The organism is Geminocystis sp., from assembly GCF_041753295.1.
In the GTDB taxonomy this organism is placed as follows: Bacteria; Cyanobacteriota; Cyanobacteriia; order Cyanobacteriales; family Cyanobacteriaceae; genus Geminocystis.
This window is the reverse complement of record NZ_JBGSUU010000025.1, coordinates 1-19,043: the sequence shown is the minus strand read 5'-3', so window position 1 is coordinate 19,043 and position 19,043 is coordinate 1. Positions and strand designations below refer to the sequence as shown.

General features: G+C 31.4%; 18 protein-coding genes and 1 pseudogene. 11 read left to right on the top strand and 8 right to left on the bottom strand.

The genetic code is table 11. The features are described from left to right. Window positions 1-280: 280 nt before the first annotated feature. Window positions 281-1,147 (top strand): annotated as a pseudogene (locus ACEW8E_RS01965) (RNA-guided endonuclease InsQ/TnpB family protein); the annotation flags it as partial. 46 nt (window positions 1,148-1,193) lie between these two features. On the opposite strand, the gene ACEW8E_RS01960 reads toward ACEW8E_RS01965, so the two are convergent. The 7 genes from ACEW8E_RS01960 to surE all read right to left on the bottom strand — a co-directional run bounded on the left by ACEW8E_RS01960 (window position 1,194) and on the right by surE (window position 7,305). Beyond that, window positions 1,194-1,997: a metal ABC transporter permease gene (locus ACEW8E_RS01960; RefSeq protein WP_373478660.1), complete on the bottom strand. Its 804-nt coding sequence runs from the start codon at window positions 1,995-1,997 to the stop codon at window positions 1,194-1,196. Between the two features lie 52 nt (window positions 1,998-2,049). Further along, window positions 2,050-2,805, bottom strand: a complete 756-nt coding sequence (locus ACEW8E_RS01955; RefSeq protein WP_373478659.1) for a metal ABC transporter ATP-binding protein — start codon at window positions 2,803-2,805, stop codon at window positions 2,050-2,052. A 147-nt stretch (window positions 2,806-2,952) separates the two neighbouring features. Then, on the bottom strand, window positions 2,953-3,945 hold the full coding sequence (locus tag ACEW8E_RS01950; RefSeq protein WP_373478658.1) for a metal ABC transporter solute-binding protein, Zn/Mn family: 993 nt from the start codon (window positions 3,943-3,945) through the stop codon (window positions 2,953-2,955). A gap of 118 nt (window positions 3,946-4,063) precedes the next feature. Beyond that, window positions 4,064-4,852, bottom strand: coding sequence for an acyl-ACP--UDP-N-acetylglucosamine O-acyltransferase (gene lpxA / locus ACEW8E_RS01945; protein ID WP_373478657.1), 789 nt, complete (start codon window positions 4,850-4,852; stop codon window positions 4,064-4,066). A 117-nt stretch (window positions 4,853-4,969) separates the two neighbouring features. Further along, entirely contained in the window at window positions 4,970-5,449 is a 480-nt protein-coding gene (fabZ, locus tag ACEW8E_RS01940) for a 3-hydroxyacyl-ACP dehydratase FabZ (RefSeq protein ID WP_373478656.1), read from the bottom strand. A gap of 89 nt (window positions 5,450-5,538) precedes the next feature. Then, a complete protein-coding gene (fni, locus tag ACEW8E_RS01935; RefSeq protein ID WP_373478655.1) occupies window positions 5,539-6,585 on the bottom strand; it encodes a type 2 isopentenyl-diphosphate Delta-isomerase in 1,047 nt (348 codons plus the stop codon). Between the two features lie 9 nt (window positions 6,586-6,594). After that, window positions 6,595-7,305, bottom strand: a complete 711-nt coding sequence (gene surE, locus ACEW8E_RS01930; RefSeq protein ID WP_373478654.1) for a 5'/3'-nucleotidase SurE — start codon at window positions 7,303-7,305, stop codon at window positions 6,595-6,597. Between the two features lie 234 nt (window positions 7,306-7,539). Here surE and ACEW8E_RS01925 point away from each other — a divergent pair, with 234 nt between their 5' ends. The 5 genes from ACEW8E_RS01925 to ACEW8E_RS01905 all read left to right on the top strand — a co-directional run bounded on the left by ACEW8E_RS01925 (window position 7,540) and on the right by ACEW8E_RS01905 (window position 13,824). After that, window positions 7,540-8,736, top strand: a complete 1,197-nt coding sequence (locus ACEW8E_RS01925; protein ID WP_373478653.1) for a DNA double-strand break repair nuclease NurA — start codon at window positions 7,540-7,542, stop codon at window positions 8,734-8,736. Window positions 8,737-8,890: 154 nt separating this feature from the next. After that, on the top strand, window positions 8,891-9,088 hold the full coding sequence (locus ACEW8E_RS01920; protein WP_373478652.1) for a hypothetical protein: 198 nt from the start codon (window positions 8,891-8,893) through the stop codon (window positions 9,086-9,088). Between the two features lie 345 nt (window positions 9,089-9,433). Beyond that, window positions 9,434-10,267, top strand: a complete 834-nt coding sequence (locus tag ACEW8E_RS01915; protein ID WP_373478651.1) for an urease accessory protein UreD — start codon at window positions 9,434-9,436, stop codon at window positions 10,265-10,267. 102 nt (window positions 10,268-10,369) lie between these two features. Continuing rightward, a complete protein-coding gene (locus ACEW8E_RS01910; protein WP_373478650.1) occupies window positions 10,370-12,568 on the top strand; it encodes a GumC family protein in 2,199 nt (732 codons plus the stop codon). Window positions 12,569-12,669: 101 nt separating this feature from the next. Beyond that, window positions 12,670-13,824 carry a WecB/TagA/CpsF family glycosyltransferase gene (locus ACEW8E_RS01905; protein ID WP_373478649.1) on the top strand — a complete coding sequence of 385 codons (1,155 nt, stop codon included), beginning with the start codon at window positions 12,670-12,672 and terminating at the stop codon, window positions 13,822-13,824. Between the two features lie 34 nt (window positions 13,825-13,858). On the opposite strand, the gene ACEW8E_RS01900 is transcribed toward ACEW8E_RS01905, so the two are convergent. Then, window positions 13,859-14,860 (bottom strand): glycosyltransferase family 2 protein, encoded by a 1,002-nt coding sequence (locus ACEW8E_RS01900; RefSeq protein WP_373478648.1) that lies wholly within the window; start codon window positions 14,858-14,860, stop codon window positions 13,859-13,861. A 489-nt stretch (window positions 14,861-15,349) separates the two neighbouring features. Here ACEW8E_RS01900 and ACEW8E_RS01895 point away from each other — a divergent pair, with 489 nt between their 5' ends. The 5 genes from ACEW8E_RS01895 (at window position 15,350) to frr (ending at window position 18,646) form a co-directional block, all read left to right on the top strand. Then, window positions 15,350-15,562: a DUF2555 domain-containing protein gene (locus ACEW8E_RS01895; RefSeq protein WP_373478647.1), complete on the top strand. Its 213-nt coding sequence runs from the start codon at window positions 15,350-15,352 to the stop codon at window positions 15,560-15,562. After that, entirely contained in the window at window positions 15,549-16,790 is a 1,242-nt protein-coding gene (gene coaBC / locus ACEW8E_RS01890) for a bifunctional phosphopantothenoylcysteine decarboxylase/phosphopantothenate--cysteine ligase CoaBC (RefSeq protein WP_373478646.1), read from the top strand. Before ACEW8E_RS01895 ends, coaBC begins: the two co-directional genes overlap by 14 nt. A 105-nt stretch (window positions 16,791-16,895) precedes the next feature. Next, on the top strand, window positions 16,896-17,201 hold the full coding sequence (locus ACEW8E_RS01885; RefSeq protein WP_373478645.1) for a 2Fe-2S iron-sulfur cluster-binding protein: 306 nt from the start codon (window positions 16,896-16,898) through the stop codon (window positions 17,199-17,201). A gap of 184 nt (window positions 17,202-17,385) precedes the next feature. Further along, window positions 17,386-18,108 (top strand): UMP kinase, encoded by a 723-nt coding sequence (pyrH, locus tag ACEW8E_RS01880; protein ID WP_373478644.1) that lies wholly within the window; start codon window positions 17,386-17,388, stop codon window positions 18,106-18,108. Continuing rightward, window positions 18,095-18,646, top strand: a complete 552-nt coding sequence (gene frr, locus ACEW8E_RS01875) for a ribosome recycling factor (RefSeq protein ID WP_373478643.1) — start codon at window positions 18,095-18,097, stop codon at window positions 18,644-18,646. Before pyrH ends, frr begins: the two co-directional genes overlap by 14 nt. Window positions 18,647-19,043 lie beyond the last annotated feature (397 nt).

Sequence of the window (19,043 nt, the reverse complement as noted above, 5' to 3'; positions counted from 1 at the left end):
ACAAAGATGATTTTGCTTTCCTTTTTTAATTCCATTTTTGTGAATATGTTTAGACCCGCACTCTGGACATTGTATCATTTTTTTATTTTTGATAATTTGACCCCTTTATCTAAAAATCATACCTTAATTCAGCAACGCCCTCAATTCTATGGCTCGTCAAGCTAGTGCTGAAAGGGCTTGGGTTTCAATAAAACGCTTTTATGATAACTGTAAAAATCCCTCAATTAAGAGAAAAGGCTTTCCTAAATTTTAAAAAGGTCGTTCTGTAGAGTATAAAACTTCAGGGTGGGAACTTTCAAAAGATAGAACTGCTATTAATTTTAGGGATGGATTTAAAGCTGGGTGGTTTAAAATGCGTGGTGGTGTTGACCTTAATTTCTACCAACTTAATCAGATTAAACGAGTTAGAGTTATTCGCCGTGCTGATGGTTATTATGTACAATTTTGTATAGACCAACAAAGAATAGAAGATATTAAACCTTCTGGTAATGCCATTGGTTTGGATGTTGGTTTATCTCATTTTTATACTGATTCAAACGGTTTAAAAATTGATAATCCTAGACATTTAAGAAAGTCTGAAAAACAGTTAAAACGGCTTCAAAGACAAGTTAGTAAAAAGAAAAAAGGTAGTAACTCTCGAAAAAAAGCGATTAATAAATTGGGGAGAAAACATTTAAAAGTCTCAAGGCAACGTAAAGACTGGTTAGTAAAATTAGCACGGTGCGTAGTCCAATCTAACGATTTGGTAGCCTATGAGAAATTAACTGTTAAGAATATGGTCAAAAACCATTGTTTAGCTAAGAGTATTAACGATGCGAGTTGGAGAACTTTTTTTGATTGGTTAGAATACTACGGCAAAGTAATGGGTAAAATTGTTTATCCTGTAAACCCACAATATACCAGTCAAGAATGTCCTAATTGTAAAGTAATAGTCAAAAAGACCTTATCTCAAAGAACACACATTTGTGAATGTGGTTGTGTAATGGATAGAGATGAGGCAGGTGCAATTAATATCTTAGCTAAAGCATTAAGAGAATTAAGTAGGGGTGGGCAATCCCAAACTTCCAGTCTTGAACTGGTAAACGCTAACGGACACATTAACCTCTGTCAATTGAGTGAAAACTTGATTGATAAGTTAGGTGGTTGAAGTTAGAATCCCTCACCATAATCTTTGATTTGGTGACGGGAGAATGTCAACTAAACCTAGATTTAATACCTAAACTTAAAAAGTAAGCAAATCCTGACACCACAATAATTGTTGCACCAGAAGTTAAGTTGAATGTATAAGACAATCCTAAGCCAATTAAAATAAAAATAACTCCCAAAATACTGCTTAATACCATCATTTGTTTTATTTCCCCTACAAATTGATTAGCAACAGCTGGAGGAATAGTTAGTAAAGCAATTACCATAATTAAGCCAACTACTTGCATCACCATGACGATGGTTAAAGCGATGGCACTAATTAACATCAAGTATAATCCATTAACGGGTATATTTCGAGTAGTGGCAAAAATAGGATCAAATGAAATTGCTAATAATTCTTTATAAAATAACCAGATCATGATGATGATAATTACATCTAAAATTAACATAATTAGTAGGTCACTTCTAGGCACAGCTAAAATACTACCGAAAAGATAACTCATCAAATTGGCTTTATAACCCTTCGTCAAGTCGATAAGAATGATACCGATACCCATACCAATAGCCCACATTGTGCCGATAATAGTATCTGTTCTTTCCTTTGTATATTTTTCTACTAAACCCATTCCTAACCCTGAAAATACCGCAAATATCATCGCCCCAAGAATAGGATTAAAACCTAAAAAGTAACCTAAACCGATGCCACCATAAGCAGAATGGGCGATACCACCGCTAATAAAAACAATGCGGTTAACTACGACAAAAGTACCGATAATACCACAGGCAATACTAACTAAAATACCTGCGGCAATGGCATTTTGCATAAACTCTAGTTGTAAGACTTCAATCATAATAGATAATTAAGGATAGAGGGGAAATTTTTTCTCTCAAATTACGGTAAATCTAGGAATTGTGTTCAGGTAAAATACGATGAGGAATACCATGAGCGATTAAATCTATGGGACATTGATAAGTTTCTTGTATCATTTGAGAAGTAATGATTTTGTCTTGGTGATAATGTAAAGTACGATTTAAACAAGCAATGGTTTTTACATAGGTAGAAATGGCGGCTAAATCGTGGGAAATCAATAAAATCGTGATATATTCGTTTAATTCTTTGAGCAACTCATAGATATTATTTTGAATTTTTGAGTCAATGTTGGCGGTAGGTTCATCTAAAAGTAAGATACTAGGTTGACTAGCTAAAGCACGCGCAATATATACCCTTTGTCTTTCACCCCCCGATAATTCACCAATGGGACGATTTCTTAACTTTATCATGCCCACTTGTTCTAAACAATGGGTAACTATTTCTTCATCTTTACGGTTATAACTTTTAAATAAATGACTTTTTGACAATCTTCCCATTCTGACGACATCTTCTACTAAGATAGGAAAAGCTCGATCAAATTCCAAAACTTGAGGTACATAACCTATATATTTCCTACCTTGAGAAACAGGATAATTCATGATAGAAATTTGTCCAGATTTAGGAGTAATTAAACCTAATAAAGTTTTTAATAATGTGCTTTTTCCTGCTCCATTTGGCCCTATTATGCCAATAAAATCTAATTCATTTACTTGAAAATTGATATTTTCTAAAACATTCTGTTTACCATAATTAACATAAATATTTGATAATTTTATTACTCCATTCATAAATTTTTATATCTTAGAGGTATTGCTCACAATAATGACTATTTTATTTACTTAAAATTAATGATAAAAATCCGTTAAAATTATTCATAAATTTGCTTATATTTTCTTATTTATCCTAACTTAATCTTCCTTAAAATTTAGTTATTTTTATTTCATTGATTGAGATAGTTTATCAGCCACTTGTAATAAATTTTCTGACCAATTTGGGGCTAAATCATCTAAAATTACAACTTCTGCGTTAATGGCTTTGGCTAATGTTTCAACAGTTTTTTGACTAAATTGAGGTTGTGCAAAAATAACGTTAATATTATCTTCTTTTGCTTGTTTAATTAGACTCGCTAAAGTGGCGGAAGTAGCTTCTTGTCCTTCAAATTCAATGGATATTTGTTCTAAGTTATAATCTTTGGCAAAATAACCCCATGCTGGATGATAAATCATGAATTTTCGTTTATTTACATTAGCAAATTTTTCTGTTATTTGTTGATCTAATGTTTCAATTTCTGTAATAAATGTAGCCAAATTTTTTTGATAAATAGCTTGATTTTTAGGATCAAGTTTTACTAATTCTTGATATATATTTTCTGCTTGAATTTTAGCTAATTTAGGAGATAACCAAATATGAGGATCAAGGCTTTCTTTTTCTCCTTCTTTACCCTCTGCTTTTTCATGGTCATGATCTTCATCTGTATGATTTTCATTTTCATGATCATGATGATGCCCTATCATGGGTATTTTTTCAATACCTTCCCCAGAATTAATAATGGGAATTTGTGGATTTGCTGACTTAATTTTCTCTAACCATACTTGTTCAAAAGGCACTCCAATACTAATATAAGCAGAAGAGTTACTTAAGTTAGCTAATTGTTGGGGTAAAGGCTCATAAGTTTCTGCCGATGCCCCCGGCTCAACCATGACATTTACATTGACTAATTCTCCTCCAATTTTCTCTACAAAATATTTTTGAGGTAAAAGGCTTACTGTCAAATTTAGTTTATTTTCACTAGGATTAGATACAGTTTCTTCAATATTTGTATTTGTTGAAGATAAATTTTCGGTTTTTTTTTCTTGATTACATCCTACTAAGTTAAATAAAGTAAAAATTAATAATAAGTTAATCAATTTATAGTTAAAAATTCTCATACATCGCCAAAATAATTACACTAATTAATTATAACTAAAAGGCTTAAATACTTGTATGTTTAGGTGTTCAGATGATCATAAATAAAGGGATTAGAAAAAAAGATTATCAAAAATTTTATTATTTATTACCATTAATTAATCCTCGTCTATTTTTCTCATTAACAGAAGATTTCATAAACTTAATTAAGTGATTTATATGCTCATTGTCACATAGAGGCTCTAATGATTCAAGAGCTTGATTAATCGTTAATCCTGATTTATAAAGGATTTTATAGGCTTTTTTTAACAATGCAATTTCTTCAGTGTCAAAATTATTGCGTTTTAATGCTACAAGATTGAGCGATCGCACATGAGAGGGATTACCTTCTACTAACATATAAGGTGGTACATCTCGATCAATTCGACTCATACCGCCTAACATAGCCATTTTACCAACTTTGACAAACTGATGAATACCCAACATTCCACCGATTACGGCTTTAGATTCTATCTCCACATGACCAGCTAAAGCTACGGAATTAGCGATAACAATACCATTCCCTAAAAGACAATTATGCGCCACATGAACATAAGCCATCAAGAGATTATCATTACCAATGACGGTTTCTTCTTCCTCCCCCGTAGCACGATTAACCGTAACATATTCACGGATAGTATTACGATGTCCAATTTTTACCGAACTTTTACCGCCTTTATACTTCAAATCTTGAGGAGGTAAACCTAAAGCAGCACCCGGAAATATTTGATTATCACAACCGATTTCAATAGGACCATTAATAACTACATTAGCACCAATAATTGTATTCGCACCAATTTTAACATCAGCACCGATAACTACATTAGGGGCAATTTCCACGGAAGGATCTAATTCAGCTTTTTTGTCGATAATAGCAGTAGGATGTATCACGGTTCGTAAAAATTAATTGTATATTTAATGAAAAGTAAACAGAAAATGGACAAAAAAAATATCAGAAAATTAAGGTGATTTTAAAATATACAATTTATCTCATTTCGGTACGAAAAATTAATCAAAAAGAGAAAATAACATTTCTGCTTCTACCACCAATTGCCCATCAACAAAACCTTGCCCTTGCATTTTGGCGATGCGATTACGTTTAAAAGCAAGTAACTCGACTGTCATAATTAACTGATCACCGGGGATAACTGGGCGACGAAAACGAGCTTTATCAACCCCCCCATAAACAAAAAATTTGCCTTTCATACCGGGTAATAAAGTTAAAACAATTCCCCCAACTTGTGCCATAGCTTCTAATTGTAAAACACCCGGCATAATCGGATTATTAGGAATATGTCCTTGAAAGAAAGGTTCATTGATAGTAAGATTTTTAATACCAGTGGCTTTTTTCCCCGCAGTGTAATCAATTATGCGATCAACTAAAGCAAAAGGATAACGATGGGGTAATAATTCTTGAATTTCCTTAATATAGAAAGTTGTTTGGGTATTTTGTTCTAAATCTTGTTCTTTTTCGGGTATTTGTTCCATTGATAATTATTTCCTTTCATATGCTTGTCAATGAGTCTTAATTAGAATATCACGAACCAGTAAAATAGAAAATAACAGAGAATCAGGGATTAGGGTTGAAAAGTAAGACTATCAGATTTTTGTAATGTATTGATATTCTCGTTTCCTGTGCAAAATAATACTGTTTTAATTTCCTCATTAAGCAACTCGACTAATTCTTCTAATGCTTCCACCGATACCATCGCAGCTTTTAAGAAAGGATAAGCCAAACCTACAACATCCGCACCTAAAGCCAATAATTTTGCCACTTCTAAACCGTTACGGATGCCTCCTGAAGCAATTAAAGGAATATTTGGATATTTTTTGGCAATGTCTGCTATACAATGGGCGGTAGGGATACCCCAATTAGCAAAGATTTTACCTAATTCTCTTTTTAATTTATTGTCGCTTCTTTCGCTTTCTACCATTGCCCATGATGTACCCCCAGCACCAGCTACGTCAATAGCTTTTACTCCCATATTGATTAATTTTTCTGCCATGGTTACTGAAATACCGTTACCGACTTCTTTCACGATAACAGGCACGGGCATTTTTTCACATAAAACACCGATTTTAGCTAACAAGTCTTTAAAGTTAGTGTCTCCTTCAGGTTGGATACATTCTTGTAAGGGATTGAGATGCAGAATTAATGCGTCTGCTTCTAATATTTCCACTAATTTTAAGCATTCACGCCATGTATAACCATAATTTAATTGTACTGCTCCAATATTAGCTAATAATAATATATCAGGAGTTTGCCATCGCACTTGAAAAGTTTTGGCTATATCGGGTTTTTCGATAATAACACGTCCTGAACCGATACCCATAGCTAAACGGTATTTTTGAGCGATAATAGCTAAACGTTGATTAATTAATTGAGCATTTTCTGTGCCTCCTGTCATAGATGAAATTAACAAAGGAGAATCTAATTTTTTGCCTATAAATTCTGTAGAAATATCAATATTTTTATAATCTAATTCAGGTAAACAACAATGAGTAAAAGTATATTTTTCTAGTCCATTTTGAACTTGATTAAACTGTACTTTTTCATCTAAACAAATGCGAATATGATCATCTTTTCTAGCTTGAGTTTCGGTCAAATTATTCTGATTGTTCATTATTAAAATTTATATATTATTAATATCGATTCCACAATTTAAACTAATTAAACTAATAGCAATATTACCACTAAAACAGACATCAACATCAGTATTAGGAGAGGAAATTCTTTGATTATATTTTCCTTGATAAGTATATTGATTATTTTCTATTTTAAAACTTAAGGGTAAAGGATCAATACTCGGTGGACAAAATATTATTTTTGGTTCAGGAAAATCACTATTAATAGGAGGTAAATTAACATTCCAAAAACATCCTTTAGGTAGTTTTTTTGATAATAATAAATCTAATACTTTTTCTGTTAAATGAGTAGCGAAATTCCAATCAATTTTTAACGGTGATTTCATCACATGGGAAATAGCAATGGCAGAAACACCTAAAATAGTAGCTTCTCTTACGGCGGCTACTGTACCAGAATTATATATATCAACTCCTAAATTTCCTCCAGCATTAATGCCAGATACAACATAATTACCATGAGGACATAAATAACTTAAAGCAATGCGAGTACAATCTACTGGAGTACCTTCAACGGCATATTCTTGATCATTATTTTTAGTAACAGTAATCGGTTTTTTTGTAGTAAATTGATGACCACAACCTGATAATTGCTGGGTTGGTGCTACTATAAATTTATTCCCTTTTATGGCTTGTTTTAATGCTTTAATTCCTTCGGCATTTATACCATCATCATTAGTTAAAATAAATGTTTTTTCCATTAAAGTTTTAAATAATAAGTTTATTAATTAATATTAAAATTAAATCTATTATACCATCTTTAGATAATTTGTAATAATATATTATATATTAACTATTTAAACTAAAATTAGAAGAAAAAAAATAGAAATCTTTTTTAAAATTACCTTCTTTATAAGACATAATATTCTTATTTTCTTTAGTTTATTTTTAATAATCCATTATTTTGATACTTATTTATTATCAATTAATCAAAAATGCTTGATTTAGCCAAATTAGCTCAACAAATGCCAAATATAGGGTTAGAAATGCAAAAAGACGCTCTAGCTAGTGTTGAAAGGTTAAAACTAGCCCAATCTGTGCTTATCAAAACAGTAAAATCACAGAATCTTTTTATCAAAATACAAGAAGAATGGTGCGATCGCCTAATTTTTACTCCAGCAACTCCCATAGAACCGATTACTACTTGTATTGATATAGAATTAGCTGAATTTAACCATAGCGTGTTTTCTGCCGATGGCTCACAAATTGCCCCATCTCATCATGAAATTGCTTATTGTTATTTAATCAATATTGGTAGAATTATGCTACATTATGGGCAAAATTTACACCCTCTTTTAGATACCTTACCCGAAATTTATTATAAACCTGAAGATTTATACGTCTCTCGAAAATGGGGAATTCGCACGGAAGAATGGATGAGTTATAAACGCACAGTGGCAGAGGCTGAAGTCTTAGCAGAGATGGCTTGTACTTGGGTTAATCCTCCCGGTGCTCATTTTAACATCCCTAACTTAGCCATGACAGACGGTTCTTTGATATTCTGGTTTTTAGAAACCATCGCTATGGAAGCTAGAGAGCAAATTTTAACACCTATTTTACAAGCATGGCAACAGCTACAAGAGGCTAAAATTCCTTTCGTTGGTTATATCAGCGCTTCTAGGAGTATGGAAGCGGTTAACTTTTTGCGTCTTCCTCAATGTGCCTACGAAAAACCCAATTGTGTGGCTTATTGCGGTGAAGAAATTAATAAAACTCCTTGTCAAAAAATTGAACCTATACGAGACGCTACTTTATGGAGTAGCATCTTAAAACCTCGCCAACGAAGTGCTATTTTTCGCAGTAATTCCCGTATTTTAGATTTATATGGAGAAGAACAATATATTTATTTTTGTTATCTTCATGTAGGCACAGAAGTCGCTCGTATCGAATTTCCGAGGTGGGTTGCGGAAGATTCTGCTTTACTTCATCAGGCTTTAAGTATTACTCTTACTCAAGTTAATAAAGGTTTTGGTTATCCTGTGGCTTTAGCTGAAGCCCATAATTTAGCAGTGGTTAAAGGTGGCGATCGCAGTCGTTTTTTTGCCTTGCTTGAAGATCAAATGATTAGAGCTGGATTACATAATGTCGGTACATCCTATAAAGAAGCACGTAAACGAGGCAGTATTGCTTAATGATTTCAATGGTTTGAATATCTGATGGAGGCAGGTTTGAGGTAGGGGAATCTTCCTTTTTCATGGCGAATAATTTAATTAGGGAAGACGTAATTGTCCATTGTCCTTTATTATGTTAAAAAAAGTTAAGTAAATCATCCAAATAATTATGTATATGACTCCTAAAAGTGGCGTATTGCTACTTCTTGCTTGTGTAACTGCCATCGCCTCCGTTGGTTCTGTATTTGAATTAAGTTCTGGAATGCCACAATTAGGACAAACTAATACTGCCATTATCTTAACTATTAGTATTCCTTTAACCATTGTTTTATTTATCTTAGCGGTTATGGATGCTAGAGCAAATTTAAAATAAGTAGGAGAAATTACAAAACCATAAAACAGTTTTATAAAAACTACATTAATAAAAAATGCTCAAAAAACGTTTTATAAAAATATAACAATCTTATTTCAGTGATTAAAAAATAATCCGTTAATTTCTCCCCAAAGGATTAGAGGGCAAAATTTTCATAAATGATTTAGGAATGCTAAAGTAAAAAATTTTATGATTTTATCGAACTTTTTTGAGTAAAATAAAGTGTAATCTTTCTTTATAACTTAAATTAATTAACTAAAAATTTAGAGTAAAAAAAGATAAAAATATGATTTTAAAAATAATTTATAAATAATGTCAAAAATGCTGAAAGAAAAAAATAAATAAATGAATTTACCAACAAATTGGCATGGAAAAATTGATTTAGTTTATAGTCATAATAACGGTAAAACTGAGATAAAATCAGCTTTTTGTCAAGCACCTTTAAAAATTCAAAGAGCTTTTTATCCTGAAGGAAATTCCATCTGTTATAGTGTTATTTTACATACAGCTGGAGGTATTGTTGGCGGTGATATTTTAACTCAAAATATTTATTTATCTCCTAATTCTCATGTTTTAATTACAACTCCATCTGCTACTAAAATTTATCGTAGTGAAAAAAAAAAAGCAACTCAAGAAATACTGATTAAATTAGAAAATAATAGTTATTTAGAATATTTACCCCAAGAAATTATCGTTTTTAATAAGTCACAATTCCAACAAAAATTAAGAGTCGAATTAGGTAATAATGCTACTTGGTTAGGTTGGGAAATTATCCGTTTTGGTAGAAGCGCACGAGGAGAAACTTTTACTGATGGTCAATGGCTCAATTATACTGAGGTATGGCAAGAAAATAAACCTTTGTGGATTGATAGACAATCATTTTCAGGTGATAGTCAACTTTTTTCAGCAGTTAATGGTTTAGCGGATAAACCTGTTATTGGTAGCTTAATTTTTATTTCTAGTAACCCTGTTGAAGATTTTTTGCCATTTATTAAAGAATTAATTAATAGTAAATTTAATCAAATCACCCTAGGAGTAACTACCTTACAACAAGGAATATTGTGTCGTTATCATGGTAATTCCGTTAGTGAAGCTAAAAATTGTTTAATAACTATATGGCAATTGCTGCGAAAAAAACAAGGTTTTAATTCTTTGATAAAACCTAGAGTTTGGTTATGATGATCTTTTTTTTGATGATTATGAATCTAAATAGTTAAGCTATAATGATTCAGATAAAATAGTGATCAATTCCAATAATTTATTATAAATCTAGTTAAAACTGTGGTAACTGAAACTCAACAATTTGCCTTAGAAGAAATAGACGAATTACCCTCTTCTCCTATCAATAAAGGAAATCAACTGAAATTTTATTTCAATATTTTACGACGTAAGTGGTTAATTATTTTGGCATTTTCTTTATTAGGTTTCATTCCAGCTTTTGCTATTACCAGTAGAGACCCTCTTCTTTATACTGGTACTTTTGAGATGACTGTTGAACCTTTCACCACTGCACAAAAAGTAACCGATGCAACTACTTTAGCTAGAAATGGTCAAACTGATAGCACTCTTTTAAGTCTTGATTATCCTACCATTACAAGGATATTAAGAAGTCGAGATATTTTAGGAGATGTAGCAGCAAGAATTAACAAAAAAAATCCTCAGATTTCTCAAGATTTTTTATTAGTAGATTTCAAAGAAAACTTTAGTCTTAACCAAGCAAAAGAATCAGGAGATAAATTAGATAAAACGAAAATTATTAATGTTACATATAAAGGTTATGATCCTGATTTTGTTATTTTAGTATTAAATGAAGTTGCAGATAAATATTTAGAATATAGCAGTCAAGAACGAGAAAAAACCTTAGAATCAGGGGTTAAATTTATTAAGGATCAATTACCAAAAATAAAAGAAAGAATTAAAGAAGCACAAAATAAGCAACAACAAATTCAGTTAGAAAATCAACTTGTTAATCCTCAAATTAAAGGTGATAGCTTATTTGAAATAACTACAGCAACCGATAAAGAATTACAATCTATTCAATCTCAATTAAAAGAGTTAAATATTCTTTCTAGTAATCTTCAAAAAGATCTTGGTTTATCTCCTAAAGATGCCCTAATTGCTTCTACTTTAAGTCAAGAACCTCAAAGACAACAATTACTGGTTCAATTACAACAAGTTGACTCTCAAATCGCTTTAGATTCCGCAAGACTCACCCCAGATCATCCTACTCTTTTAAACTTAAAAGAACAACGAGATAATATTAATAATTTAGTTACTAAAAAAACAAGCAAAATTTTAAATGAAAATAATATTGATCCAAATATAAGTCCTAGGGTTTTAACATATCAAGATAATAATCGTCTTTCTTTAATCGGAAAATTAATTGATACACAAAACCAAATTGATGCACTTTCTTCTCGTTATGAATCTCTTAGTCAAAGTCAAACGGATAATAAAGCAGAGTTAGATGTCATACCCGATGTCATAAAAAAATATAATGAATTAGAACGTCAAATTACTCTCGATACTGAACTTTTAAATAAACTTTCTGTACAAAAAGAAACTTTGAGTGTAGAAATTTCCCAAACACAACTTCCTTGGCAAATAGTTTCCACCCCTAAAATACTTACTGATTCTTTTGGTAATGTAGGCTTTAAACCTGATCCTACCAAAAAACTTGGTGCTGGTATTATGGCAGGTTTTTTCTTAGGTATATTTGTGGCCATCGTCATTGAAAAAAGAAGAGATATTTTTTACGGGGAAAGTGATTTAGAATATTCTTTTGGATTACCAATATTAGGTAAAGTACTACTAGATCCCGAAGGTAAAAAGAAATCGAAGTTAGATGATGTTAACTTTTTTAATGAATCTTCCATCATCGATAAAGCAATTCCTCCTTCTCAAGTATCTTTATCAGAAATATATACTAATCTTCATTTTCAATTACCTCAAAGCCCTAAAAATTATATTATTATTTCATCTTTAAATCCTGATGATGGACAGGCTTATATTACGGCTAATTTAGCGAAAACTGCTGCTAAAATTGATCAGAAAGTGTTATTAATTGACGCTAATGTAGTTAATTCAGAAATTCAACAATATTTTGATCTACCGATTCGTAAAGGATTACGAGATTTACTACAGTTTCCCATCAGTCAAGATTCCGTTATTTCCCAAATTGGTTGCGAAAAAAATGTGTCAATTCTAACCGCAGGTAGTGATGATGCAGATTTACCATTGAATCTTGGAGCAGAAGAAACTCAATCTTTAATTCAATCAGTTAGTCAAGACTATACATTAATTCTTTATAATAGTTCTTTCTTTTTGGAATCCTATGATATTAGTTTGTTAGCCGAAAAAACTCAGGGAATTATTTTGGTAGTAAGATTAGAACAAACTCCTTATTCTTTGATTAAACAAGCGGTAGAAAGAATACAAAACTATAATCTCAACTTTCTTGGTTTTATCGTATCAGAATAATTAACGATAATTTTTTATTATTTTGTTATTCGCTATTGATAGTTGTGTCATACAATAATTGTATTAAAAATCAAATAAAACTACCTTAATTAGTCGTTTTTATGAATAAAGTCAATCTTCTTGACATTTCTATTGATAATATTTCCTTATCTAATCTTTTAGAGGAATTAACCCAAAAAGGCGGATTTATTGTGACTCCTAATGTGGATCATTTAGTAAAATTACAGAAAGATGCAGACTTTTTGAAAACTTATAAAATTGCTGATTATGTGGTGTGTGACAGTAAGATTATTCAATATGCTTTAAAATTTTTAGGCACACCTATTCAAGAAAAAATATCAGGATCAGATTTACTACCTGCTTTTTATCACTACAATAAAAATAATGAAAATATTAAAATTTTTCTACTAGGAGGAGACGAAAGTGTCCCCCACTCGGCGAGAATAAATATAAATAAGAAAGTAGAAAGAGAAATAGTTGTTTGCGCTTTATCTCCTAGTTTTGGCTTTGAGAATAACGAATCTGAATGTTTAGCTATTATTGATAAGATTAATGAATCTTCTGCTAACGTTTTAGCCATTGGAGTTGGTGCACCAAAACAAGAAAAATGGATTCTTAAATATCGTTCTTTATTACCTAATATTAAGATTTTTTTACCCATCGGTGCTACTCTTGATTTTGAAGCAGGATATAAACCTCGCTCTCCAAAATGGATTAGTAATATTGGTTTAGAATGGTTTTATCGTCTTATTTCTGAACCAAAAAGACTATGGAAACGTTATTTAATAGATAGTTTTCCTTTCTTGTTGAAACTTATTCAATATCGTTTTAATCTTTATCGTAGTAATCCCATTATTGAATTAAAATCTCTTCCTTTAGGAATGCTTTTAAATCAGGCAGGTTTGTTAACCGATGATAAATTGCTATTACTATTAAATATTCAAAAACAGAAAAATTATCAAATAAAGTTAGGAAAAATTGCTGAAGAATTAAAACTTGTATCTCCTGAAACTATTAATTTTTTTGCTGAAGAGTTACCTAAAATTATTGACTTAAATCAAGTCTGGAATATTGAAAATTATTTACAAAAAGCTCATTTAATTACTCCTTTACAAATTGATTTATTATTACGCAAACAAAGCCAGTTATCAAACTCAAAATCTTTAACACAATTAATAGTTGAAGAAGGTTATTTATCTCAACAGACTTTAAATTGGTTTATTAAATTTCGGGATTTATTAAAATCACATAAATAAAAGAAAACTTATATTTTTTGTCTTTAAAATAACTTTAGATTTTATATTCAATAATAGTTGCTTGTTGTTTAGTTAATCTTTTAAACAAATATTGACATTGCCCAATAAATTGAGGAAATTTAGATAAAACACACCAAAAAGCATATAGTTTAGCCTCTTCTTTATTATCTCCAAAATTAAGACGATAACGATAAATTTTAAACATTAAAACTAAATAAACTAATAATAAAAATAAACTTAATCCTTTAGTTATTCCTATTAATATAATGCTCAAAAAAGGTATTATAAAACCCCATAAATAACCGCTAAAATATTCTTTTTTCATATAATTTTCTGGAGGTTTTCCGTGCATAAAATAACCTTCTGCTACTGCCCAACCGCCTCTAATAGAGCGTTTCCACCATTGACTAAATTTAAACATCGCCGCATCGTGTAGCGTCATATCTATATCTAATCTTTCTATCTTCCACCCTTTTTCTCGCAGTCTAATACACATTTCAGGCTCTTCTCCGCAGATTAAGTTAGAATCATAACCATTACCCTGTTTTAGTGCTTCTAATCGCATCATAGCATCACCTCCACAGGCTTTTGCCTCGCCGATGGGAGTATTCCACTCCATATTAATTAATTGGTTATAAACAGATTTTTCGGGATATTTTTCCCTCCTTCTACCGCAAACAATCGCTAATTTTTCCTTATCTTCCAGAGTTTTTACTGCTATTTCTAACCAATGAGGATATAATTCGCAATCACCATCGAGAAATTGAATATATTTAGTATCAGGATAATTATTGATAATCAACTCTAAACCTTTATTTCTAGCCCTTGCCGCCGTAAAAGGTATGGATATATCAAGATTAATAACGATAACTCCTAATTCCTTAGCTTTTCTTACACTATCATCCGTTGAGCCCGAATCTATATAAATAATCGGTGCATTTTCTCCTAATTCTCTCTTTAACGATAGCAAACAATTAACTAGGCGATCGCCTTCATTTCTGCCAATGGTAACTACCGCCAATTTTTGTTGAATCATAAATAAACTAAATTATGTTTTTTTGATAAAATTATTTTAATTCGATATTAAAAATTTGAGATATAAATATTTATTCAATCATAGAATATTTAACAAAATCTAATTTTTTAGATGATTGAGTTATACATTATAATAATTAATTGGTTTGTAAATAGTTAAATAATAAAACTAAATAACTATAAATTTCACCACCATAATATAATTAATTGTTCCATCATTAAATAGGCTTTTTCACCATAAATTTTTATGTCAGAAGTTGGCATAAAACTAGTAAAAATAAGTCTATAATCTGGTTGAGTTTCCGAGTTTTTTTGTTTCCTTAAAACTAAATAACAATAAAGCAAAATATGGAGAAAATTTAGATGAGGGTTTTGGCAAGTTGTTCAAAATCTGTAGCAAATATGTTAAGATGGTTGAAAATTAAAAGTCATTAACTTTTTTTTGGGAACGGTTAAAGACAAGTTTTTCTGACAAAAAGGAGGTAAAGCCATGACAACTGTAACATTAAAAGAAGAAGACTACAGTAGCGTAACCGCCGAAGAGGTAGCACAAATTGCGGCTAGACTTGAATTAGATGATTATAGTACGCCTTTTGAAGGTTTACAAGATTGGCATTTATTAAGAGCCATCGCATTTCATCGTCAGGAATTAGTTGAACCGTATTTTTATCTACTTGATATTGAGGCTTATGACGAATCATGATCTGATAATACCATTTCAAGATAAAAAAATTTTAATTTGTGTAGGCGGTGGCATTGCAGCTTATAAAGTATGTGAAGTCATCTCCTCATTATTTCAACAAGGTGCAAATGTTGAAGTTATTTTAACGGAATCAGCAACGAAATTTATTACACCTTTAACCTTATCTACCTTAGCCAGAAAACAGGCTTATAGGGATAAAGATTTTTGGCAACCCATTCATTCTTCACCTCTACATATTAAACTAGGAAAATGGGCTGATTTAATTGTTATCGCACCTTTAACAGCGAATACTTTAGGAAAATTAGTTCATGGTTTAGCTGATAATCTTCTTACTAACACAATTTTAGCCTCAACTTGTCCTGTTATGGTTGCACCTGCTATGAATACGGAAATGTGGTTACAAAAATCCGTACAAAACAATTGGCAACAGTTATCTCAAGATAGTCGTTATCATCTTTTACATACTAACACTGGTTTACTTGCTTGCGATCGCATTGGTAAAGGAAGAATGGCAGAAGCCAAAGAAATTTTAATAGCCATAGAATCCATCATCAATAGTGAAGGAAAAAGGGATTTAATAGGGAAAAAAGTGTTAATAAGTGGAGGAAATACGAGAGAATATATTGATCCTGTACGCTTTATCGGCAATCCTGCTACGGGTAAAATGGGAATAGCCTTAGCCAACGCTTGTTATTATAGAGGTGCAACGGTTACTTTTGTAGCAGGAAATATTAACTCTGAATTATTAAATTTATTACCCCCGATTCAAATAGTTAAGGTTACCACTGCCATAGAAATGGAATCGGCTATGAGAAGCAATTTTCATAACGCAGAGATAATTTTCATGGCGGCGGCGGTAGCTGATGTAAAACCTAGTGAGTATTCTCCTGATAAATTAAGTAAGGAATCTTTACCAAAAAGCCTAAAATTAGAGCAAGTTAATGATATTGTAGCAAGATTAGCCAAAATTAAACAACCTTATCAAAAATTAATCGGATTTGCCGCCCAAACTGGTGATATTATTACTCCTGCTAAAGAAAAATTATTACGCAAAAAACTAGATGCTATCATCGCTAATCCCATCGATAAAGATAACGCAGGTTTTGCTACAGATACCAATGAAGCTATATTTATCAGTGAAAAAGGAGAAGAAATTATCCTTAAACCTTCAACCAAATTAGCTTTATCCCACAAAATTATTGATTTAATCTTTTCCGAATTGCATTAGTGATTAATGATTTTGTAAAGATTGCTTAATAATGTCACCTTTGTTGAAAATTAAGTGAACATTGAAGATTAAGATAAAAAGAAAGAATTTTTAGAAATTATCATCATGGCAAATAGTTATCAAGTTAGATTAATTAACGAAGAAAAAGGCATAGATAATGTTATCGAAGTAGCTGCGGATGAATATATTTTAGATGCGGCGGAAAGACAAGGTTTTAATTTACCTTATTCTTGTAGAGCTGGTGTATGTGTTAATTGTACCGCTAGATTAACTCAAGGTACAGTTAATCATGATTATGACTTTTTGAAAGCCAAAGAAATCGAAGCTGGATTTTTCCTTACTTGTAAATCCTTTGCGACTTCTAACTGTGTGGTAAAAACTCATCAGGAAGATGCTTTATTAGATTTATAGTTATTTCCAGAAAAACTTGATTTATAGTTATTTTTGGTTAATTCTTGATTACTAATTAAAGAAAACATTACTTATCAACCATGAAAAATATCATAAATTATTTAAGTACATTAACCATTTAGAGACAAAAAACTGCTATCTTAAAAATGCGAAAATTAATCACAAACAAAAAGGCAACAAAACAATGACTTACCAAAGGATTTTACTGAAATTAAGCGGTGAAGCATTAATGGGAAATTTAGGTTACGGTATCGATCCTAAAGTAGTTGCTGAAATTGCAGAAGAAGTGGCAGAAGTTGTACGGCTTAAGGTAGAAGTTGCCATTGTCGTGGGCGGTGGTAATATTTTTCGTGGAGTCAAAGCCTCTGCTGATGGAATGGATCGTGCTACTGCTGATTATGTTGGTATGATCGCAACTGTTATGAATGCCATGACCTTACAAGATGCCTTAGAAAGGAGGGATATTCCTACTAGAGTGCAAACGGCGATCGCCATGCAGGAAGTAGCCGAACCATATATTCGTCGTAAAGCAATCCGTCATCTCGAATTAGGTAGGGTGGTAATATTTGGAGCTGGATCTGGAAATCCTTTTTTCACAACAGATACTACAGCAGCTTTAAGAGCGGCGGAAATTGATGCTCAAGTCATCTTTAAAGCCACGAAAGTTGATGGAATTTATGATTGTGATCCTGTTACAAACCCTAATGCTCATCTTTATGAGAGCTTAAATTATAACCATGTTTTAACCCAAGATTTAAAGGTTATGGATGGTACAGCAATTACATTATGTAAAGAAAATAATATACCCATTGTGGTATTTAACCTTTTCCAGCGCGGTAATATTATTCGGGCGGTAAAAGGAGAAAAAATTGGAACTATTGTAGGAGGTTTTTGTGAAGTTAACTGACGAAATTAAAGAAAATATGCAAAAAAGTGTCGAAAAGACACAGCAGGATTTTAATACCATTCGCACAGGTAGAGCTAACGCTAGTTTACTAGATAAAGTGATGGTAGAATATTATGGAGCGGAAACACCGTTAAAATCTTTAGCGAATATTAGTACCCCTGATTCGACAACGATTTTAGTGCAACCTTTTGATAGAAGCAGTATGAATTTATTGCAAAAATCAATTTCTTTATCTGATTTAGGCTTAACTCCCAATAATGATGGGCAAGTAATTCGCTTAAATATACCACCACTAACTACAGAGCGTCGTCAAGAATTTGTGAAGTTAGCGAGTAAATATGCAGAAGAAGGAAAAGTTGCTATTCGTAACATTCGTCGAGATGGCATTGAAAAAGTACGCAAACAAGAAAAAAGTAGCGAAATTTCCGAAGATGAATCTCGGGACTTACAAGATCAGATTCAAAAAATTACTGACAAATATACAGTAAAAATAGATGAGATTTTAGCTATCAAAGAAAAAGAATTAATTAATATTTAAAGTAGGGTGGGCATTGCCCACAATTATTAATTTTTATTCATGGTTTTTATTTTCCCATGATTGGTAAAAAAAGAGATTTTTATACTCTGATAGTTTTAAGAATACCTAATCAAGAATTTGATCACACCTTGTTAAACTTGAATTATTGAAGAAGGAGAAGGAATCTCTTTTTTGCTACTATAATAAACCGTTTCTATATAAGGCACTATCCGTCAGAGATTTTAATCTGGGCAAAAAGTCGATTACGAGTTATAATTTTCGGCGTTGCTGAATTAAGGTATGATTTTTAGATAAAGGGGTCAAATTATCAAAAATAAAAAAATGATACAATGTCCAGAGTGCGGGTCTAAACATATTCACAAAAATGGAATTAAAAAAGGAAAGCAAAATCATCTTT

Coding starts and splice junctions, on each gene's coding strand:
- ACEW8E_RS01960 (WP_373478660.1), bottom strand. CDS start 1,997: ATGATTGAAGTCTTACAACTAGAGTTTATGCAAAATGCCATTGCCGCA.
- ACEW8E_RS01955 (WP_373478659.1), bottom strand. CDS start 2,805: ATGAATGGAGTAATAAAATTATCAAATATTTATGTTAATTATGGTAAA.
- ACEW8E_RS01950 (WP_373478658.1), bottom strand. CDS start 3,945: ATGAGAATTTTTAACTATAAATTGATTAACTTATTATTAATTTTTACT.
- fabZ (WP_373478656.1), bottom strand. CDS start 5,449: ATGGAACAAATACCCGAAAAAGAACAAGATTTAGAACAAAATACCCAA.
- fni (WP_373478655.1), bottom strand. CDS start 6,585: ATGAACAATCAGAATAATTTGACCGAAACTCAAGCTAGAAAAGATGAT.
- surE (WP_373478654.1), bottom strand. CDS start 7,305: ATGGAAAAAACATTTATTTTAACTAATGATGATGGTATAAATGCCGAA.
- ACEW8E_RS01925 (WP_373478653.1), top strand. CDS start 7,540: ATGCTTGATTTAGCCAAATTAGCTCAACAAATGCCAAATATAGGGTTA.
- ACEW8E_RS01920 (WP_373478652.1), top strand. CDS start 8,891: ATGACTCCTAAAAGTGGCGTATTGCTACTTCTTGCTTGTGTAACTGCC.
- ACEW8E_RS01915 (WP_373478651.1), top strand. CDS start 9,434: ATGAATTTACCAACAAATTGGCATGGAAAAATTGATTTAGTTTATAGT.
- ACEW8E_RS01905 (WP_373478649.1), top strand. CDS start 12,670: ATGAATAAAGTCAATCTTCTTGACATTTCTATTGATAATATTTCCTTA.
- ACEW8E_RS01900 (WP_373478648.1), bottom strand. CDS start 14,860: ATGATTCAACAAAAATTGGCGGTAGTTACCATTGGCAGAAATGAAGGC.
- ACEW8E_RS01895 (WP_373478647.1), top strand. CDS start 15,350: ATGACAACTGTAACATTAAAAGAAGAAGACTACAGTAGCGTAACCGCC.
- coaBC (WP_373478646.1), top strand. CDS start 15,549: ATGACGAATCATGATCTGATAATACCATTTCAAGATAAAAAAATTTTA.
- ACEW8E_RS01885 (WP_373478645.1), top strand. CDS start 16,896: ATGGCAAATAGTTATCAAGTTAGATTAATTAACGAAGAAAAAGGCATA.
- pyrH (WP_373478644.1), top strand. CDS start 17,386: ATGACTTACCAAAGGATTTTACTGAAATTAAGCGGTGAAGCATTAATG.